A 16,119-nucleotide genomic window follows, 5' to 3' on the forward strand; every position below is an offset into this window, starting at 1 on the left:
ACCCTTGCCGGCGAGGACGTCGCGGCGTTCCGCGACCTCATCTCGACCTACGAGCAGGAGCACAACGTTCCCGCCGCCGAGATCGCCGCGGCGCTTGCCGTCATGGCCCAGGGTGGCAACCCGATCCTGGTCCAGGACATCCCGGTGGCCCCCGCCGGCCAGCGTGAGCGCGCCGAGGGCCGCAAGGACGCCTTCGGGTCCCGCGGGCCGACACGCACCCTCACCGAGGGCAACGCGACGTACCGGATCGCCGTCGGACGCCGCCAGCGCGTCATGCCGGGCTCCATCGTCGGTGCCATCGCCAACGAGGGCGGGCTTTCCTCCTCGCAGATCGGCGGCATCGACATCCGCGCCGACCACACCCTGGTTGAACTCCCCGCGGAGCTCTCCAAGGACCAGTGGCGCGCCCTGTCGAAGACCCGCATCGGCGGCGAGCTGATCCACCTCGAGCTCGACAAGGGCCGCAAGCCCAGCCGCGAGCGCCCGGCCGGCGAGTTCAAGAAGCCCTTCAAGAAGGAATTCTCGAAGGATTCGAAGGACTTCAAGAAGCGCGACGGCGACACCCGTTTCGCCAACGACGCCACCCGCAAGCCGCGGTCGGGCAAGGCTGCCGGAGCCGGTCTCGGCCGCTCCAATGCGCAGTCCGACCAGTGGTGAAAATCACCTAGACTAACCCCTTCGGATCCCCGCCACGGCGGGGATCCGGAGCGGAATCAGGGGTCCGCCCGCCAGGGTGGTTGTTGATTTCGCACAGCGGCTCGGAACTGGTAAAGTTTCTTGTCGTTGCCCCCCTAGCTCAGTGGTAGAGCGCGTTCTTGGTAAGAACGAGGTCACCGGATCGATTCCGGTGGGGGGCTCGTAAATGAGGGGCCCGTGACGATCATCCGATCGGTGCGGGCAGACTCATTTAGGGCGGTGTAGCTCAGCTGGTTAGAGCGCACGACTCATAATCGTGAGGTCGTGGGATCGAGTCCCACCACCGCTACAAATAGCAATCCCCGAGGCCCCGTTGGCCTCGGGGATTTTTTTTAGGGCCGGTTCGCAGCCCCGGCCCGGCTGGCAGGAGTCCGGGGTGGGGACCGCCTGGCGAAGCGTGTCCCAAACCACGCAGAGTGGCCCGCCGCGTCCTCGACCGTCACGCGGACCTCTCGCAACATAAAGAGCCGTCTCTTTCCCTCACGACTGCGAAGACGTACATTTATCCCCGTGCACCGCCAGAACAACCCGCCGTGCGGCTCTGGCGATTCCCATGCGATGGCCTGAACGCCGACTTAACCCAGTCAGATCAGGCCCTTCCAAGAGCCCTGCCGCGCGTAGTGTTGCCAACCAACCTCACCCAGCCAGGTGCTGCTCCATCTCAAACGACCAGCATCGAACGGAGTCCGGTGTGCAGAAAACTCCAAGGCAGATTACTCCGAGGTATGTCGAACGACCCGCGCGCATGGTTGTGGCACTGCTCCTTGTGCTGGGCACCGCGTTCGGCGCCCCCGTCGCCCCGGCCGTGGCCGTCACCCCTGACCCTCTCACCTGTGCGGGTTATCCCGAGAAGCGTCACTTTGTGGATGCCCAGTCCTGGTGGCTGCCCACCCCTGGCGCGATTCCTGCCGGTACAGACCATGGTCATATCCATGTCGGAGCCTGTATTCCTGAACGCGAAACCGTGACCGGGCCATTCACCCTCGATATCCGGATGATTCTGCATGATCCCGGTCGCCAGCAGGTCAATACCGGCACGACCTCGACGCCCTACGTGGCGGTCGTCATGAAGGGTGCGACCACTGAGACGACGCAGTCCAAGCTCTACCAAACCGGTTGGACGTGCCCCACTCCAGGTACATGCACCCGTTGGGGCAAGGTGCGGGTTGATCCGTCCATTTTCTCGACCGACGGCCTCAAGGAAACGCGGCTGCGCTTCTTTTCCGACGTCGCAGACCCTGCTGCGGGCGGCAGGACAGTACCAGCCCGCATGACCGCCTCCCTCAACTTTCAGTACAACGTCGATCTGTCCCCCACCCGCGCCGTGAGCGATGTCTCCCGCGATCCCTATCTGCGCGGTAAGGGATGGTACTCGGCGCCCGGGAGCGAACTGGCCGAGGGCGGCTACTGTGAGGCCGCTCTCGCGACTGTTCCGGTCCCCAACATTCCCATCAGCGGCACCTGGTCACCCGCCGTCAGGATGGCGTGGCACGGCGAGGCGGGGGACCCGCGGGTGACGGCCCATGAGGTCCGCATCGACCCGGATCTCCATGCCAATGTTCCCGGTCTGATCCTCCGGCGGGCGGGCGGGGAGTACGACGGGCGAATCAGCATCGACACCACCCGGCTGACCAATGGCATGCACAAGCTGTTCCTGCGCGCCGACTGCAACGACCGGCACGGTCGCAACTCGACCACCTCGGGCATCTTGATCGTGCCGTTTGAAGTTCGCAACGCCACCTAGGGCTTTCCGCCCGACGGGAGGTGTGCGGCTGCCGCGGCTGCGGCACCACTCCCGTCGAGGCGGGTGCCTGCGACAGGGGCGTTACGCCGGGCCCGCAGAGTGCGGCGCCGGTGCCTGGCTGGTTCCCAGCCGGCGGGCCTGCAGCACCGTGTCCCGGACCAGCGCAGCGTGGCCCGCCGCGTCCTCGACTGCACGCGGACGCGCCTCGGAGGCGGTGATGTCCCAGCCGCCGTCGAGCAGGGGGATGAGGTCCTCCGCGGTGTAGAACAGCTCGGGCATCGGGGGCCGACGCGCCGCCGTCTGCAGGTCCGAGGGGTGGTGCCCGACAATGAGCAGCGTGCCGCCCGGCGCCACCGCGGCAGCGAGGCCGGCGAACAGCACCGAGCGTGCCGGTTCCGGCAGCTGCATGAACTGTGCCGAGACCAGATCGAAGCCGCCTGGTTCCGGCGGCGCCTCGATCAGGTCGGCGTGCACCCAGTCGACGCGGGCGGCCACCGCAGCGTCCTCGAGCCGGGCCTGCTCGCGGGCCCGGCCGAGGGCCACCTCGGAGATGTCGACGCCGGTCACCCGCCACCCGCTGCGGGCCAGCCACAGCGCGTCGGCGCCCTCGCCGGAGCCGACATCGAGCGCGCGCCCGGGAGGCAGCGCGGAGGCCGTGGTGACGAGGTGGGGATTCGGGTTCCCGCTCCACACCCGATGGTGCTCGGCGTAGCGCCGGTCCCAGAACTCCTGATCCATCTCAGTGTGCATGGCTCTCCAGCTCCGCTGTGCCGTCGGGTGTCCCCGTGGTGGTCCCATTGTCGTGCCCGGCCGGCGCCCCGCCAAGGGCCTGCCCGGCGCCTGCCCGGTGCCGCTCCACGGCGGCCGCCGCGTCCTCGGCGAGGAGGTCCCCGTTGATCGCCGCCCCGGCCATCAGGCCCGCCGCAGACGAGGCCATCACCTGGGCCACCGGATCCGCCACGTTGCCGGCCGCCCACACCCCGGGAACGGAGGTGCGGCCCTGCGGGTCGACCTCGGCCGAATACCCGATGCCCATCGGGTGCTCCGTAATCCGCACGCCGAGGGACTCAAGCAGCGCCGACCGCGCCGCGAAGCGCGGTGCGACGACGAGGGCATCGAGCGGAAAGCCGTCACCGGACTCGAGGCGCACGCCCGAGAGCGAGCCGTCCGTCTCCTCGACCGCTTCGACCTTGCCGGAGACGACGCGCACCGACAGCGCCGCAAGAAGCTCCCACTCATCGTCGGTGAGCTCCGGTCCGGTGTGCAGGAAGAGCGTGACCTCGCTGCTGAGCTGCCGGAACATCTGGACCTGGTGCATGGCCATCGGACCGGTCGCCAGGACGCCGATGGCCCGGCCGCGGGCCTCGTACCCGTGGCAGTAGGGGCAGTGGATGACGCCGGAACCCCAGTGCGCGGCGAGCCCCTGGACGTCGGGCAGTTCGTCGGTGAGCCCGGTCGTCACGAGCAGGCGCCGGCCGGAGAGCCGCCCGCCACCGCCAAGGGTGACGGTGAACCCCTCCGGATCCTTCTCGATGTCCACCGCCTCCGCATCGATCAGGACCGACCCGTAGGACGCCGCCTCGGTCCGGCCGGCCGCCACCAGCTCGAGCGGCGGCACTCCATCGCGGGACAGGAAGTTGTGGACCCCGGCCGCGGGGGCGTTCCGCGGCGACCCGGAGTCGATCACGGCCGTGGTGCGCAGCGACCGGCCGAGGGCCACCGCCGCGCTGAGTCCGGCCGGGCCGCCGCCGATGATCACGACGTCATAGCGCGAAGAGTCTTGCATGGTGCTTCTCCTTTTCCGAGGCGCCTACCGTCGGCGTCCTCGTATCCACTCTCCCGCCGGTTGGGAGTGCTGGCAACATTCCTTGCCGATATGGCAAGATGCGGGGATGGAGAATGATCTTTCATCGGTTTTTGACGCCATGGGCCCACGGTTGCGCGCACTGCGCCAGCAGCGGGGGCTGACCCTCGGTGAGGTGTCCGAGGCCACTGGCGTCTCGGCGAGCACCCTGTCGCGCCTCGAGGGCGGCCAGCGGCGCCCCAACCTCGAACTGCTCCTGCCCCTGGCCCGACTGTTCCAGGTGCCGCTGGACGACCTCGTCGGCGCGCCGACCACCGGGGATCCGCGGATCCATCTGCGGCCGATCCGGCACAGCGGCATGACGGCCCTTCCCCTGACCCGCCGGCCCGGCGGGCTGCAGGCGTACAAGATGGTGCTCGCCGCCGACGCGCGGAAGGGTGAACCCGAGCTCCGCGTGCACGAAGGGTATGAGTGGCTGTACATCCTCAATGGACGCCTGCGCCTCGTGCTCGGCGACAAGGACTTCGTCCTGGGGCCCGGGGAGGCCGCCGAATTCGACACCCATACCCCTCACTGGTTCGCCTCCGCCGACGAGCACCCGGTGGAGTTCCTCAGCCTGTTCGGCCACCAGGGGGAGAAGATGCACGTCCGGGCCCGGCCCAAGGCCTAGGAGCAGGCGGGGATGCCCGGCGGGCCAGCGGGCGGAGGACGCCGCGCGGCGGGGCGCCCGATCGGCGGACATGCCGGATTACGCCGGTGAGTGGCTCTGGCGGATCTCCGCCCGCTTCTCCGCGTAGACGGTGGTCTCCACGGCGACGAGCAGCGCGCACAGTCCGAAGACAAGGCCCAGCGCCGCCAGCGGGGCGAACCCGGAGGCGGCCGGGATCAGGGCCAGCAGGACGGCGGCGGTGCTGAGCCGCCACGTTTTCCAGTACCCGCCGACCCTGCGCCAGAACGCCGCATGGGCCAGGAGATACAGCGCCGTCCCGCCCAGCAGGGCGCCGGCCCCCAGCCAGCCGTAGCCGGACGATTCATCGAGGTGCGCCAGGGCATCCTCGACCCCGAGCGCCGACAGCACGACCCCGGCGATCAGCGGGAGGTGGAGGTAGGTGTAGGCGTCGACGGCGAGAGCCGACCGCGCCTGCCCGCGGAGGCGTGCCAGCACGTGCTCGGCCGCGATCGCCAAGACATCGAAGTACAGCCACCACAGGCAGATCGACAGGCCGACGCCGAAGACCGCGCCCAGGATCATCAGGGTGCTCACCGGGCGTTCCGAGGCGCCGACGCCGATGGAGATGATCGACTCGCCCAGGGCGAGGATCACGATGAGCCCGTAACGCTCGGTCCAGTGGGCGGCGGAATGGACCCGCCAGTTGCCCCCGGCGGAGGTGAGGTAGGTCAGGGTGATATCCGCGGCGAGGCCGGCCAGCCAGAACCACGTCTGGGACGGCCCGCCGATGAGCGCCCCGGTGATGATGATGGCGGAGCCGGTGAACATGGCGCTCGAGGTCTTGATCACCTGGCGCCGGAGCGGGGCGTCGTCCCCGGCGGCGACCAGGTACAGCCCGATGTGAACCAGGCGCACGACGAAGTAGGCCACCGCGAACACGAGCGGTCCGTCCAGGCCGCCGGCCATGTCGTGGAAGGCCTCCGGGATGGTCAGGGCCGCGATGAACATCGCCATCATGGCGAGCGACATCCCGAGCCGCACAATTCCCTCGTCGACGTGGGTCTGGTTGGCGAGCCAGGAATAGCAGACCCAGGACCACCAGAGGATGCCCAGGATGATCATGCCCTGGAGCACACCGAGGCCCGTGTGTTCGTGGGCCATGAATCCGGTGACCTGGGTGAAGGCGAAAACGAAGACGAGGTCGAAGAAGAGTTCGAAGGTTGTGACCCGGTGGGACTCGTTTGAGACCCGGACCTGGCGCATCGATCGGAAGGCGGGAAACATACGGAAAGCATAAATTGCGGGCCGGGCGGTGTCTCCGATCCGAACCCACTGTTACTCGCCTGCGGCTTCGACAATCAGGGTACTTATAGGATGGGCGAAGGCAATGACCGCTAAGCAGCCGCCCCGTCAGGTGTGCGGGGGGATGGACTTACATGACCGAACGTGACTCCGTATGGAGCGCCGACAGCACGAACGACACCTACCCCACGAGGGCGAGCCGGCGCCGCCAGTCCCTGCTCGAGGGGGACCCGGGCGACCGGTGGGAGCCGCTGCCCGCCGATGGGGAGCCCGATGGCACTCCGGCCGCGTACGGGCCCGACGCAGCGCCGGACTACGCCCCCTCGATCGGCGCCCGGACGACGGGCACGGTTCCCTACGGCACGGTTCCCTACGGCACGGTTCCCTACGGCACGGTTCCCTACGGCACGGTTCCCTACGGCACGGTTCCCTACGAGCCGGAGCCCTTTGAGGCCGACCTCTCCGACGCCCGGGCGTTTGAGGCCGATCTTTCCAACGCCGGAGCGATCGAGTCCCAGCCCGCCGACACGGGCCTCCCCGACGCCGAACCGGGGGAGTCCCAACTGATTGAGCACGGCCGGGCGCCGCGCGGAGCGTTCGGCACCGAACCCTTGGCGGAGCTTCCCCCGCAGCCGGCCGACCCTCCGGTCACCCGCCAGCGCGCCTCCGCGGCGCGGACCGGCCGCCGCTCCTTCCTCACCCCCGACACGGCAGTGGTGCCCGCCGAAACCGGCCTGCGGGGAGCCCTGACCCGCATCGGTGTGCGGATTCCGCCGTCCGCCGCGGAACTGACGGTGCGCGCGCACACCCGCGCCGTGAGCCAGCACTGGCCGGGCCCGCGGACGATCGCCGTCGTGAACGGCAAGGGCGGGGCCAACAAGACCCCGACCACCGTGATGCTCGCGGCGGTGTTCGCACGCAACGGGGGCGGGCCCGTCCTGGCCTGGGACAACAACGAAACCCGCGGCACCCTCGGGTGGCGGACCGAGCAGGGCCCGCACGAAGCCACCGTGCTCGACCTGCTCCCGCAGACCGGCGCCCTGCTCGCGCCGTCCGCCCAGTCGGCGCTGCTCGCCCGCTACGTCCACCACCAGACCGAAGACAAGTACGACGTGCTGCGCTCCAAGCCCGACGTGCTGGCCTCGGAGCAGAAGGTCACCTCGCGGGACTTCGACGCCCTGCACGAGGTCGCCTCGAAGTATTTCCGGCTCAATGTCGTGGATTCGGGCAACGACGAGACGGCCGAACGGTGGCTGCGCATGCTCCACCACACCCACCAACTGGTCATCGCCACCACCACCCTCGAGGAGCACGCCGAGGCCGGGGCCCTGCTGCTTGAGGCCCTGCGGGCCCGCGGCGGCGACTACGAGCAGCTCTCCCGTAACGCGGTGGTCATCGTCAGCCAGTCCGACAAGAACGGCACCGCGGCCCAGGCCCAGGCCATCGCCGCGGGCTTCACCGAGCTGGCCCGCAGCGCCGTCACCATCCCCTTCGACCCCGCCCTGCTGAAGGGCAGGATCCGCTACGGCTCCCTGCGTCCCGCTACCCAGCGGGCCTGGCTCGCCGCGGCGGCGGCGGTGGCCGAAGGCCTCTGAGCCACGGTTCATCAGCTTGCTTACTAGTCGCTGGATTTCCTAGGCTTAACCCGTCAGCAGAAATCTCCAGTGGAGGAGCAACCATGGCAGCACATGACCTGACGGGAAAGAAAGTCGCGTTCCTGCTCACGGACGGCGTCGAGCAGATCGAACTGACCAGCCCCTGGAACGCGGTGAAGGAAGCCGGCGGGGAACCGGTCCTCGTGGCGCCGAAGACCGGGAAGATCCAGGGGTTCGACGGCGTCGACAAGGGCGAGACCTTCGCCGTCGACCTCGCGGTCGCCGACGCCTCCGCCGAGGACTTCCATGCGCTGGTCCTGCCCGGAGGGGTCATCAATGCCGACTACCTGCGCGTCGACAAGGACGCCCAGGGCTTCGCCCGCGCCTTCTTTGAACAGCACAAGCCGGTCGCGTCGATCTGCCACGGGCCGTGGCTGCTGATCGAGGCCGGGGTGCTCAAGGGGCGCGACGTCACCTCGTACCACACCCTCGCGACCGACCTGCGCAACGCCGGAGCGAACTGGAGCGATGAGGAAGTGGTGGTGGACCAGGGCCTGGTCACGAGCCGCAATCCCGGAGACCTCGAGGCCTTCAACGACAAGCTCCTTGAGGAGATCGAAGAGGGCGAGCACGAGGGCCAGACCGCCTGAGCCCGGCACGGGGCCGCAATCCCGCCGGTGGCCTAAGCTGAATTGGTGAATCCCGGTGGACGCTACCTGTGCAGCGGGGTGGCCTGGCACGGCGAGGCCCCTGCCCTGGTCCTCGCCGACCCGGACGGCGTCCGGACGGACCTGCCGCTGCGGCCGGGCTCCCGGCTCGGTTACCGCACGCTCGGCCCCGCCGGAGTGCGGTACTGCCTGGGCTCCTACCGGGTCCGCGACGCCGAGACCCGCACGCACGTGCCCTGCCCGCGGCAGGCCGAGGCCGAGCGGGGCTACCAGTGCGGTCCCTGCTTCGCCCAGGACGACCTGCGCTTCATGCACGACTTCCACCGCTCGGGGATCGCCCCTGAGGGTCTGAAACGCTACCTCGACGAGCCGCACTGGCTGTACGTGGCGACCTTCGCCGACGGCGCCACCAAGGTCGGCACCGCCTCGGCCAAGCGCAAGCGCGGGCGGCTCGTTGAACAGGGCGCCGTCACCGCCTCCTACGTGGCCCTCGCGGACAACGGGCGGGTGGTGCGCGTCCTGGAGGACGAGGTGACGCGCAGCGTGGGCCTGCCGCAGGCCGTGCGCTCGGCGGCGAAGGCCGAGGCGCTCCGCCGGCCCCTGCCCCCGGAGCGGCTCGCCGGTATCAACACGGGTTTCGCCGAGTCGGCCCGGCGGCTGCTGCGGGAGGGGATGGAGCTCGAGGGCTTCACCGTCGTCACCGAGGAGTTCGATCCGCCGCCGTCGTGGCAGGAGGTGTTGACGGCCGGCGGGGTCCAGCCCTACCCGGGGGACCTCGAGAGCGGCGACCACGGGTTCGCCGTCGGCCCGCTGCTGGGCTCCTGCGCCCTCGTCAGCCTCGACGGCGCCCCGCTGCGTTTCCTCGCGGACCTGTCCCGCCTCAAGGGGCGGCGGATCGCACCGGGGGACTACACGACCGCCGTGCCGGCCGTCCAGGAGTCCCTCTTCTAGGGCCGCGGTAGGATGAAGGGATGCTCAACACACCCTGGGACACGGGATCGGTGCTCTACCGCAGGCTCCTGATCTCCGCGCTGATCCTCACCGGCGCCGGCATCGCGCTCGCCGTGGCAGGGGCTGCAGCCGACGCCGAGGCCGCGGTGTTCGCCGCGATGCCGGTGATCGGCGCGGGCCTGCTGTGCCACATCGCCGGCATGGTGGTGCGGACCCGCGACGCCCGGCGGCGCCGGAGCTCCGCAGCGCCCCGCTGAGTCCCGACCGGCCACCGAGCCGGCCGCTCGATTACGCTTGAATCCAGCCCGCCGCCCGCGACCTCCCGGAGGACCCCATGACCATCAACCCCGACCTGCAGGGACGCAGCTACCCCGCCGGTGAGGTGTACACCGTGGGGCGCGAAGCGATCCGCGACTTCGCCCGCGCGGTCAAGGCCACCCATCCCTCCCACTACGACGTCGAAACGGCCCGGGCCCTCGGGTACGCCGACCTGGTGGCGCCGCCGACGTTCGCCATCGTCGTGGCGCAGCGCGCGGACGCCCAGCTCATCACCGATCCGGGCGCCGGCATTGACTTCTCCCGGGTGGTCCACGCCGACCAGCGCTTCACCCACCACCGGCCCATCGTCGCCGGGGACGAACTCGTCGCCGCACTGCACGTCGATTCGGTGCGGGCCATGGGCGGCGGGGCGATGATCACCACGCGCGCCGAAATCTCAACAGTGGACGGTGTGCGGACCGCCACGACAACATCATCCCTGCTCGTCCGGGGAGAGGAGCAGCAGTGAGCATCCCAGCAGCCGAACTGACCGTCGGGCAGGAAATCGGGTCCGTGACGATTCCGGTGACCCGCCAGGACCTGGTGCGCTACGCCGGGGCCTCCGGGGACTTCAATCCCATCCACTGGAATTCCGACTTCGCCCAGGGCGTCGGGCTGCCCGGGGTGATCGCCCACGGCATGTTCACCATGGGCGCCGCCGTGCAGCTGGTCACCGACTGGACCGGAGATCCGGGCTCCGTCATCGACTACCAGACGCGCTTCACCAAGCCCGTCGTGGTCGCCGACACCACGGCGCAGCCCGGGGTCCCGGGTGCCGTCCTCGAGGTCCGGGGAACCATCGGGGCGCTGGATCCCGAGGAGGCAACGGCGCGGATCGATCTCACGGTGACCTTCGAGGGCCAGAAGGTCCTCGTGAAGGCCCAGGCCGTGGTGCGCCTGTCATGAGCCCGCAGGCAACCGGCACGCCGCTGGCAGACCTCACCACGGCAGGGGTCGGGGGGCCCGCCCGCACCCTCATCGAGGCACGCTCCGAACAGGAGATCATCGACGCCGTCCGCACCGCCGACGACGCGGGCGAGCCGCTGCTCATCCTGGCCGGCGGCTCGAACCTCGTCATCGCCGATGAAGGCTTCGAGGGCACGGTGGTCCGCATCGCCTCGGACGGTTTCACCGTGAACGACGACGACGCCACCTGCGGCGGGGTCATGGTTCGGGCGCAGGCCGGGCAGGACTGGGACCAGCTCGTCGAGTACACGGTGAAGCACGCCTTCTCCGGCCTCGAGGCGCTCTCGGGCATCCCCGGCTCGACTGGGGCGACGCCGGTCCAGAACGTCGGCGCGTACGGCTCCGACGTGTCCCAGACGATCGCCACGGTGCGCACCTGGGACCGGCAAAGCTCGGCGGTGAAGAGCTTCACCAACTTCGAACTCCGCTTCGGGTACCGGGACTCGCTGCTGAAGCAGACGACCGTCAACGGCTCGCCGCGCTACGTGGTCCTCGCCGTCGAATTCCAGCTCGCGCTCGGCCGCATGAGCGCGCCGGTGAAGTACGCCGAACTGGCCCGCGCCCTGGGCGTGGAAGTCGGCAAACGGGCCTACGCCAACGACGTGCGCCGCGAGGTACTCCGGCTGCGCGCAGCCAAGGGAATGGTCCTCGATGCGCAGGACCGCGACACCTTCAGCACCGGGTCCTTCTTCACCAACCCGATCGTCGACGCCGCGGCCGCGGAGGGCCTGCCGGAGGACGCCCCCCGGTACCCGGTCTCTGACCCGGACAAGGTGAAGCTCAGCGCCGCCTGGCTGATCGAGCGTGCCGGTTTCGCCAAGGGCTTCGGCCTGGCCGGTGACGCCGGCTTCGCCGCGGCGGGCGGCCGGGCCTCGCTGTCGACAAAGCACACCCTGGCGCTGACCAACCGCGGCGGCGCCGCCGCCCGGGACCTGCTGGCCGTGGCCGGACTGGTGGCAGACGGGGTTGAGGCGAAGTTCGGGATCCGGCTGCAGCCCGAACCGCTGCTGATCGGGTGCGCGCTCCCGGCGCCCAGCACACCCTGAGGGCCGCCACTCCGGTCCGCCCCGGCGTGGCTGCGCCGGCGGTCTAAGCACGGCGGTCTAAGCGCGGCATTCTGTCGGCCCGGCGGTGTGTAAGCACGGCATTCTGTCGGCCCGGCACGCTGTGAGCCCGGCGGGCCGCTAAGGACCGCGGCTACGTGACCGAGGTGCGCCGCGCATGCTCGGCGGCGGCACGGGTCAGCAGGACGTCGCCCCACTGGGCCTTCCGGTCCACCAGCTGGCGGGTGCACAGCCACTGCGCCAGGCGGGAGGCGAGGCTGATCTGGGCCAGCCGGTCGTGGAAGTCCGCCGCCAGCCAGCGCACGCCGAGGAATCCCGGCAGGGCGTGGAGGAGCTCCGCGGCGCCCATGAGGCGCACGTACGCGGCGTCGGGGGAGAACTGGCGTTCAAGCTCAAGCAGCGCCGCCGCCTCCGGCGGCAGCGAGCGCGCCCCCTCGCCCTCGAGGTAGGACCTCAGCCCGGCCTCCACGCGCCCGTACCGGATCACCGTTTCCGGGTGCCGGCCGCGGGCGCTGGCTGCGAAGAAACCGGTCAGGATGGCGTCGACGTCGGTGTGTTCCATGCCGGTATTCTGCCTCCGCCCTCTGACAGTTCCACGCGCCGGGTGCCGGCTACAGGTTCCCGGTACTGATGAGCAGCATCCGGCGCAGCGGCTCGGCGGCGCCCCACAGCAGCTGGTCGCCCACGGTGAACGCGCTGATGTACTTCGGGCCCATTTCGAGCTTTCGGATGCGTCCCACGGGGATCTCCAGGGATCCGGTCGCGGCCACCGGGGTCAGCTCGGCCACGGAGGCCTCCTTGGTGTTGGGAACCACCTTCACCCACTCGTTGTCGGCCGCAATCAGGCGCTCGATCTCGGCCACCGGCAGGTCCTCGGTCAGCTTCAGGGTCAGCGCCTGCGAGTGGGAGCGCATGGCGCCGATCCGCACGCACAGCCCGTCGAAGGGGATCCGCCCGCCGTCGCCGGTGCCCAGGATCTTATTGGTCTCCGCTCCGGCCTTCCATTCCTCGCGGGACTGGCCGTTGCCGAGGTCGGCGTCGATCCACGGGATCACCGAGCCGGCCAGCGGCACCCCGAACTGTGAGGCGTCAAGCTCCGGGTTGCGCTGCTGGGCCAGCACGGCCCGGTCGATCTCGAGGATGGCCGAGGCCGGGTCGTCGAGGTGGGTGAGCACGCTCGAGTGAAGGGCGCCGAACTGGGTGAGCAGTTCGCGCATGTGCCGGGCCCCGCCGCCCGAGGCGGCCTGGTAGGTCATCGAGGTGCCCCACTCCACCAGGCCGTTGCGGAACAGCCCGCCGAGGCCCATGAGCATGCAGGAGACGGTGCAGTTGCCACCGATAAAGTCCTTCACGCCGCTGGCCAGCCCGGCGTCGATGACCGCGCGGTTCACCGGGTCAAGCACAATGATCGACTCGGGCTCCATCCGCAGGGTGGAGGCGGCGTCGATCCACAGCCCGTCCCAGCCGGCGTCGCGCAGCTTGGGGTGCACCTCCGAGGTGTAGGCGCCGCCCTGGGCGGTGACGATGATCGGCAGCTTCGCCAGCGTCTCGACGTCGTAGGCGTTCTCGAGCTTCCCGGCGCCCTCGGCGAAGGACGGCGCGGGTCCGCCGGCGTTGGAGGTGGAGAAGAACACGGGGTTGAACAGGCGGAAGTCGCCCTCGTCCTGGAGGCGCTGCATGAGGACGGAGCCGACCATGCCGCGCCAGCCGACGAAGCCGACGGAGGGCAGGGGGGAGGTGCTTGCTGCGGAGGTCATCCTCCAAGCTTAGGCGAGCCCGGCGTGCGGTGCGGGAACGGTTACGCCGGCCGCCGGTCCGGCTGGACGCCCTGCCTCAGGCCGTTTGGGACCCGCGCGCCCACAGGCTCAGCCGGTACCGGGTGCCGGCGGTGCTGTCCAGCCAGCCCCCGGCGGGGCTGACGCCCTTCAGCTCCCACTCCGGGCCGAGCACCGGCGCGTAGGTGTCGCCGTCGGTGTCGGTCTCGATGACGGTGACCACCGCCGCGTTGGCCTCGGCGACCGCTTCGGCGTACAGCTTCCCGCCGCCGATGATCCAGATCTGCTCCGCGCCGGGGGCGCGCCGCGCCTCGGCGAGCGCGTCCTGGAGGGAACCGACGACGACGGCGCCCTCAAGCGGGCCGGAGGAGCTGACGACGATGTTGGTGCGGTCCGGCAGCGGGCGGTACTTCGCGGGGAAGGACTCCCAGGTGCGCCGGCCCATGATGACCGGATGGCCGGTGGTGATCCTGCGGAAGTGGGCCAGGTCCTCGGGGACATGCCAGGGCATGCCGCCGTCCTTGCCGATCACCCCGTCCTCGGTCTGCGCCCAGATCAGGCCGATCACCGGCTCGCCGTCAACCGCGTCGATTACTGTGACATCCTCGAAGTTCATACGGCGATCGGAGCCTTGATCGTGGGGTGGTGCCGGTAGTCGAGCACCTCGAAGTCCTCGAGGGTGTAATCGGAGATGCTCTCCGGGGTGCGGGTGAGCCGCAGCCGTGGGTAGGGGTAGGGCTCGCGGGAGAGCTGCTCGGTGACCTGCTCGACGTGGTTGTCGTAGATGTGCACGTCCCCGCCGGTCCAGATGAACTCCCCGGGCTCCAGCCCGGCCTGCTGGGCCACCATAAGGGTCAGCAGGGCGTAGGAGGCGATGTTGAACGGAACGCCGAGGAAGGTGTCGGCCGACCGCTGGTACAGCTGGCAGGACAGCCGGCCCGGGCCCTCGGGGGAGGGCTCGACGTAGAACTGGAAGAACGCGTGGCACGGGGGAAGGGCCATGTTCGAGATCTCCGAGACGTTCCAGGCCGACACGATGTGCCGCCGGGAGTCGGGATTCGTCTTCAGGCCCTCGATGACGGCGGCGATCTGGTCGATGTGTCCGCCGTCCGGGGTGGGCCAGGAGCGCCACTGCACCCCGTAGACCGGGCCGAGCTCGCCGTCGGCGTCGGCCCACTCGTCCCAGATGGACACGCCCTGTTCCTGGAGCCAGCGGACGTTCGACTCCCCGCGCAGGAACCAGAGCAGCTCCAGGGCGACGGATTTGAAGTGCACCCGCTTGGTGGTGATCAGCGGGAAGGATTCGCGCAGGTCGAAGCGCAGCTGGCGTCCGAAGACGCTGCGGGTTCCGGTGCCGGTCCGGTCGGACTTGGCCGTGCCGTTGACCATCACATCGCGCAGCAGGTCTTCATACGGGGTGTTCAGGGGTGTGCTCACCATGCCAGTCTAGCGAGGACCGGCCGGGGCGCCTCTCGGTGCTCCGGCGTGTCAGTCGTCGTAGGCGCGGTACTGCTCCACGGACACGATGCGCCCGTGGTTGACGGAACTGACCTGGCAGATGACCGCCTCGCCCGGTGACAGGTACGGGTCGGTGACCGGCAGCAGGGCGGCCAGGTGCGCCGCCATGTGCCCGCGCAGCACCCCGAAGACCAGGGGCAGGACCGGCCGGTGTGTGCAGATCGCCACCGGGTTGCGCTTGTCGAAGACCTTCTCCATGGCCACCCGGGCGCGCCCCGGTTTCCGGGCCGCGTCGTGCTCGGTGATGGCGTCGACAAGCTTCAGCTTCGCGTCGGCCTTTGCGACGTAGGGCGAGACCGTCTGGACGCACCGGGCCCACGGGCTGCTGATGACCCGCTCGGGCCGCCAGGCCTGCAGCAGCCGGCTCACAGCCACCGCCTGGCGCCGGCCGGTGGCGGCGAGCGGGCGTTCGCCCTCGGCCCGGCTCCAGGAGGAGCGCGGCTTGGCCTTGGCATGGCGGACGACGATCAGCGGCCAGGTGCCGAGGTCCCGGCGTTCGTGGGCCTCCTCGAGGGCATCGAGCGGCTCCACGTCGGAGGGGTTGGTCAGCAGGAGGCGCGCCTTGTCCGGGCTGCACCACAGGTACTCGTCAACCTCTTTGCCGTCCGGGACGGGCTTGAGGCGGTCGGCCTTCGCGGCCCAGTAGTGGACCACCTTGCGTCCGGAGGACACCTCGTAGTCGATGGACGGCAGCGGTATGCCGAGGTGGACCTTGAGGCCCACCTCTTCGTGCGTCTCGCGGACGGCGCACTCCGGGGTGGTCTCCCCGTCGTCGAGCTTGCCCTTGGGCCAGGACCAGTCGTCGTAGCGCGGACGGTGGATCAGCAGCACCTCGAGGCGGCCCTTTTCGGTCCGCCAGCATAGGGTGCCGGCGGCGGTGACAGCCACCTCGGTGGCCGACGGCGCGGCGTCGGCCGGACTCTGGACGTCGGCGGACATCAGCGGCGGATGGCGGCGCGCTGCCGGGCACGGGAAGCGAGCAGCCAGGACTGGATGTCGCCGAGGTCCTCGCCGTTCTCGTCCTTGGCGTGCCGGGTCCAGGCTCCGG

18 protein-coding genes and 2 tRNA genes are annotated in these 16,119 nt (G+C 70.0%); 12 read left to right on the plus strand and 8 right to left on the minus strand.

Annotation, left to right across the window (positions count from 1 at the left end; translation table 11 throughout):
* The 4 genes from QZX79_RS03600 to QZX79_RS03615 all read left to right on the plus strand — a co-directional run.
* On the plus strand, nt 1-657 hold a 657-nt coding region (locus tag QZX79_RS03600), incomplete at its 5' end, for a DbpA RNA binding domain-containing protein (RefSeq protein ID WP_294564769.1).
* A gap of 128 nt (nt 658-785) precedes the next feature.
* A tRNA-Thr gene (locus QZX79_RS03605) sits at nt 786-857 on the plus strand.
* Nucleotides 858-911: 54 nt separating this feature from the next.
* Nucleotides 912-985 (plus strand) — tRNA-Met (locus tag QZX79_RS03610).
* A 456-nt stretch (nt 986-1,441) separates the two neighbouring features.
* Nucleotides 1,442-2,440 (plus strand): hypothetical protein, encoded by a 999-nt coding sequence (locus tag QZX79_RS03615; protein ID WP_294564771.1) that lies wholly within the window; start codon nt 1,442-1,444, stop codon nt 2,438-2,440.
* Between the two features lie 81 nt (nt 2,441-2,521).
* Here QZX79_RS03615 and QZX79_RS03620 read toward each other — a convergent pair whose 3' ends face one another.
* The gene (locus QZX79_RS03620) at nt 2,522-3,190 is read right to left on the minus strand and encodes a bifunctional 2-polyprenyl-6-hydroxyphenol methylase/3-demethylubiquinol 3-O-methyltransferase UbiG (protein ID WP_294564773.1); all 669 of its coding nucleotides are present in this window, start codon (nt 3,188-3,190) and stop codon (nt 2,522-2,524) included.
* Nucleotides 3,180-4,226: an NAD(P)/FAD-dependent oxidoreductase gene (locus QZX79_RS03625; protein ID WP_294564776.1), complete on the minus strand. Its 1,047-nt coding sequence runs from the start codon at nt 4,224-4,226 to the stop codon at nt 3,180-3,182. Before QZX79_RS03625 ends, QZX79_RS03620 begins: the two co-directional genes overlap by 11 nt.
* 106 nt (nt 4,227-4,332) lie before the next feature.
* Here QZX79_RS03625 and QZX79_RS03630 point away from each other — a divergent pair, with 106 nt between their 5' ends.
* Entirely contained in the window at nt 4,333-4,914 is a 582-nt protein-coding gene (locus tag QZX79_RS03630; RefSeq protein WP_294564779.1) for a helix-turn-helix domain-containing protein, read from the plus strand.
* Between the two features lie 78 nt (nt 4,915-4,992).
* On the opposite strand, the gene QZX79_RS03635 is transcribed toward QZX79_RS03630, so the two are convergent.
* On the minus strand, nt 4,993-6,198 hold the full coding sequence (locus QZX79_RS03635; protein ID WP_294564781.1) for a low temperature requirement protein A: 1,206 nt from the start codon (nt 6,196-6,198) through the stop codon (nt 4,993-4,995).
* Nucleotides 6,199-6,350: 152 nt separating this feature from the next.
* Here QZX79_RS03635 and QZX79_RS03640 point away from each other — a divergent pair, with 152 nt between their 5' ends.
* The 7 genes from QZX79_RS03640 to QZX79_RS03670 all read left to right on the plus strand — a co-directional run bounded on the left by QZX79_RS03640 (nt 6,351) and on the right by QZX79_RS03670 (nt 11,760).
* Nucleotides 6,351-7,811, plus strand: coding sequence for an ATPase (locus QZX79_RS03640; protein ID WP_294564784.1), 1,461 nt, complete (start codon nt 6,351-6,353; stop codon nt 7,809-7,811).
* A gap of 83 nt (nt 7,812-7,894) precedes the next feature.
* Nucleotides 7,895-8,461, plus strand: a complete 567-nt coding sequence (locus QZX79_RS03645) for a type 1 glutamine amidotransferase domain-containing protein (protein WP_294564788.1) — start codon at nt 7,895-7,897, stop codon at nt 8,459-8,461.
* A 45-nt stretch (nt 8,462-8,506) separates the two neighbouring features.
* Nucleotides 8,507-9,430: a DUF2797 domain-containing protein gene (locus tag QZX79_RS03650; protein ID WP_294564791.1), complete on the plus strand. Its 924-nt coding sequence runs from the start codon at nt 8,507-8,509 to the stop codon at nt 9,428-9,430.
* 20 nt (nt 9,431-9,450) lie between these two features.
* Entirely contained in the window at nt 9,451-9,687 is a 237-nt protein-coding gene (locus tag QZX79_RS03655) for a hypothetical protein (RefSeq protein ID WP_120164637.1), read from the plus strand.
* Between the two features lie 77 nt (nt 9,688-9,764).
* Nucleotides 9,765-10,217, plus strand: a complete 453-nt coding sequence (locus QZX79_RS03660) for a MaoC family dehydratase N-terminal domain-containing protein (RefSeq protein WP_294564797.1) — start codon at nt 9,765-9,767, stop codon at nt 10,215-10,217.
* Nucleotides 10,214-10,654: a MaoC family dehydratase gene (locus QZX79_RS03665; RefSeq protein WP_294564800.1), complete on the plus strand. Its 441-nt coding sequence runs from the start codon at nt 10,214-10,216 to the stop codon at nt 10,652-10,654. The genes QZX79_RS03660 and QZX79_RS03665 overlap by 4 nt, the downstream gene beginning before the upstream one ends.
* Complete coding sequence (locus QZX79_RS03670) at nt 10,651-11,760, plus strand: UDP-N-acetylmuramate dehydrogenase (protein ID WP_294564803.1); 1,110 nt, start codon at nt 10,651-10,653, stop codon at nt 11,758-11,760. The genes QZX79_RS03665 and QZX79_RS03670 overlap by 4 nt, the downstream gene beginning before the upstream one ends.
* Nucleotides 11,761-11,911: 151 nt before the next feature.
* Here QZX79_RS03670 and QZX79_RS03675 read toward each other — a convergent pair whose 3' ends face one another.
* The 5 genes from QZX79_RS03675 to QZX79_RS03695 form a co-directional block, all read right to left on the minus strand.
* Complete coding sequence (locus QZX79_RS03675; RefSeq protein ID WP_294564806.1) at nt 11,912-12,340, minus strand: hypothetical protein; 429 nt, start codon at nt 12,338-12,340, stop codon at nt 11,912-11,914.
* A 49-nt stretch (nt 12,341-12,389) separates the two neighbouring features.
* Nucleotides 12,390-13,535, minus strand: a complete 1,146-nt coding sequence (gene asd / locus QZX79_RS03680; protein WP_120164647.1) for an aspartate-semialdehyde dehydrogenase — start codon at nt 13,533-13,535, stop codon at nt 12,390-12,392.
* Between the two features lie 76 nt (nt 13,536-13,611).
* Nucleotides 13,612-14,169 carry a dihydrofolate reductase gene (locus tag QZX79_RS03685; RefSeq protein ID WP_294564812.1) on the minus strand — a complete coding sequence of 186 codons (558 nt, stop codon included), beginning with the start codon at nt 14,167-14,169 and terminating at the stop codon, nt 13,612-13,614.
* A complete protein-coding gene (locus tag QZX79_RS03690; RefSeq protein WP_294564814.1) occupies nt 14,166-14,990 on the minus strand; it encodes a thymidylate synthase in 825 nt (274 codons plus the stop codon). The genes QZX79_RS03685 and QZX79_RS03690 overlap by 4 nt, the downstream gene beginning before the upstream one ends.
* A gap of 51 nt (nt 14,991-15,041) precedes the next feature.
* Nucleotides 15,042-16,010 carry an NUDIX hydrolase gene (locus QZX79_RS03695; RefSeq protein ID WP_294564816.1) on the minus strand — a complete coding sequence of 323 codons (969 nt, stop codon included), beginning with the start codon at nt 16,008-16,010 and terminating at the stop codon, nt 15,042-15,044.
* Nucleotides 16,011-16,119: the final 109 nt, after the last annotated feature.

The sequence above is a fragment of the uncultured Arthrobacter sp. genome (assembly GCF_902805515.1).
Lineage (GTDB): Bacteria > Actinomycetota > Actinomycetes > Actinomycetales > Micrococcaceae > Arthrobacter_D.

What these genes read in the sequence shown, in the direction of transcription:
- QZX79_RS03640 (WP_294564784.1), top strand. Translation starts at nt 6,351, where the DNA reads ATGACCGAACGTGACTCCGTATGGAGCGCCGACAGCACGAACGACACC.
- QZX79_RS03620 (WP_294564773.1), bottom strand. Translation starts at nt 3,190, where the DNA reads ATGCACACTGAGATGGATCAGGAGTTCTGGGACCGGCGCTACGCCGAG.
- QZX79_RS03615 (WP_294564771.1), top strand. Translation starts at nt 1,442, where the DNA reads ATGGTTGTGGCACTGCTCCTTGTGCTGGGCACCGCGTTCGGCGCCCCC.
- QZX79_RS03670 (WP_294564803.1), top strand. Translation starts at nt 10,651, where the DNA reads ATGAGCCCGCAGGCAACCGGCACGCCGCTGGCAGACCTCACCACGGCA.
- asd (WP_120164647.1), bottom strand. Translation starts at nt 13,535, where the DNA reads ATGACCTCCGCAGCAAGCACCTCCCCCCTGCCCTCCGTCGGCTTCGTC.
- QZX79_RS03695 (WP_294564816.1), bottom strand. Translation starts at nt 16,010, where the DNA reads ATGTCCGCCGACGTCCAGAGTCCGGCCGACGCCGCGCCGTCGGCCACC.
- QZX79_RS03630 (WP_294564779.1), top strand. Translation starts at nt 4,333, where the DNA reads ATGGAGAATGATCTTTCATCGGTTTTTGACGCCATGGGCCCACGGTTG.
- QZX79_RS03660 (WP_294564797.1), top strand. Translation starts at nt 9,765, where the DNA reads ATGACCATCAACCCCGACCTGCAGGGACGCAGCTACCCCGCCGGTGAG.
- QZX79_RS03645 (WP_294564788.1), top strand. Translation starts at nt 7,895, where the DNA reads ATGGCAGCACATGACCTGACGGGAAAGAAAGTCGCGTTCCTGCTCACG.
- QZX79_RS03685 (WP_294564812.1), bottom strand. Translation starts at nt 14,169, where the DNA reads ATGAACTTCGAGGATGTCACAGTAATCGACGCGGTTGACGGCGAGCCG.
- QZX79_RS03635 (WP_294564781.1), bottom strand. Translation starts at nt 6,198, where the DNA reads ATGTTTCCCGCCTTCCGATCGATGCGCCAGGTCCGGGTCTCAAACGAG.
- QZX79_RS03655 (WP_120164637.1), top strand. Translation starts at nt 9,451, where the DNA reads ATGCTCAACACACCCTGGGACACGGGATCGGTGCTCTACCGCAGGCTC.
- QZX79_RS03675 (WP_294564806.1), bottom strand. Translation starts at nt 12,340, where the DNA reads ATGGAACACACCGACGTCGACGCCATCCTGACCGGTTTCTTCGCAGCC.
- QZX79_RS03625 (WP_294564776.1), bottom strand. Translation starts at nt 4,226, where the DNA reads ATGCAAGACTCTTCGCGCTATGACGTCGTGATCATCGGCGGCGGCCCG.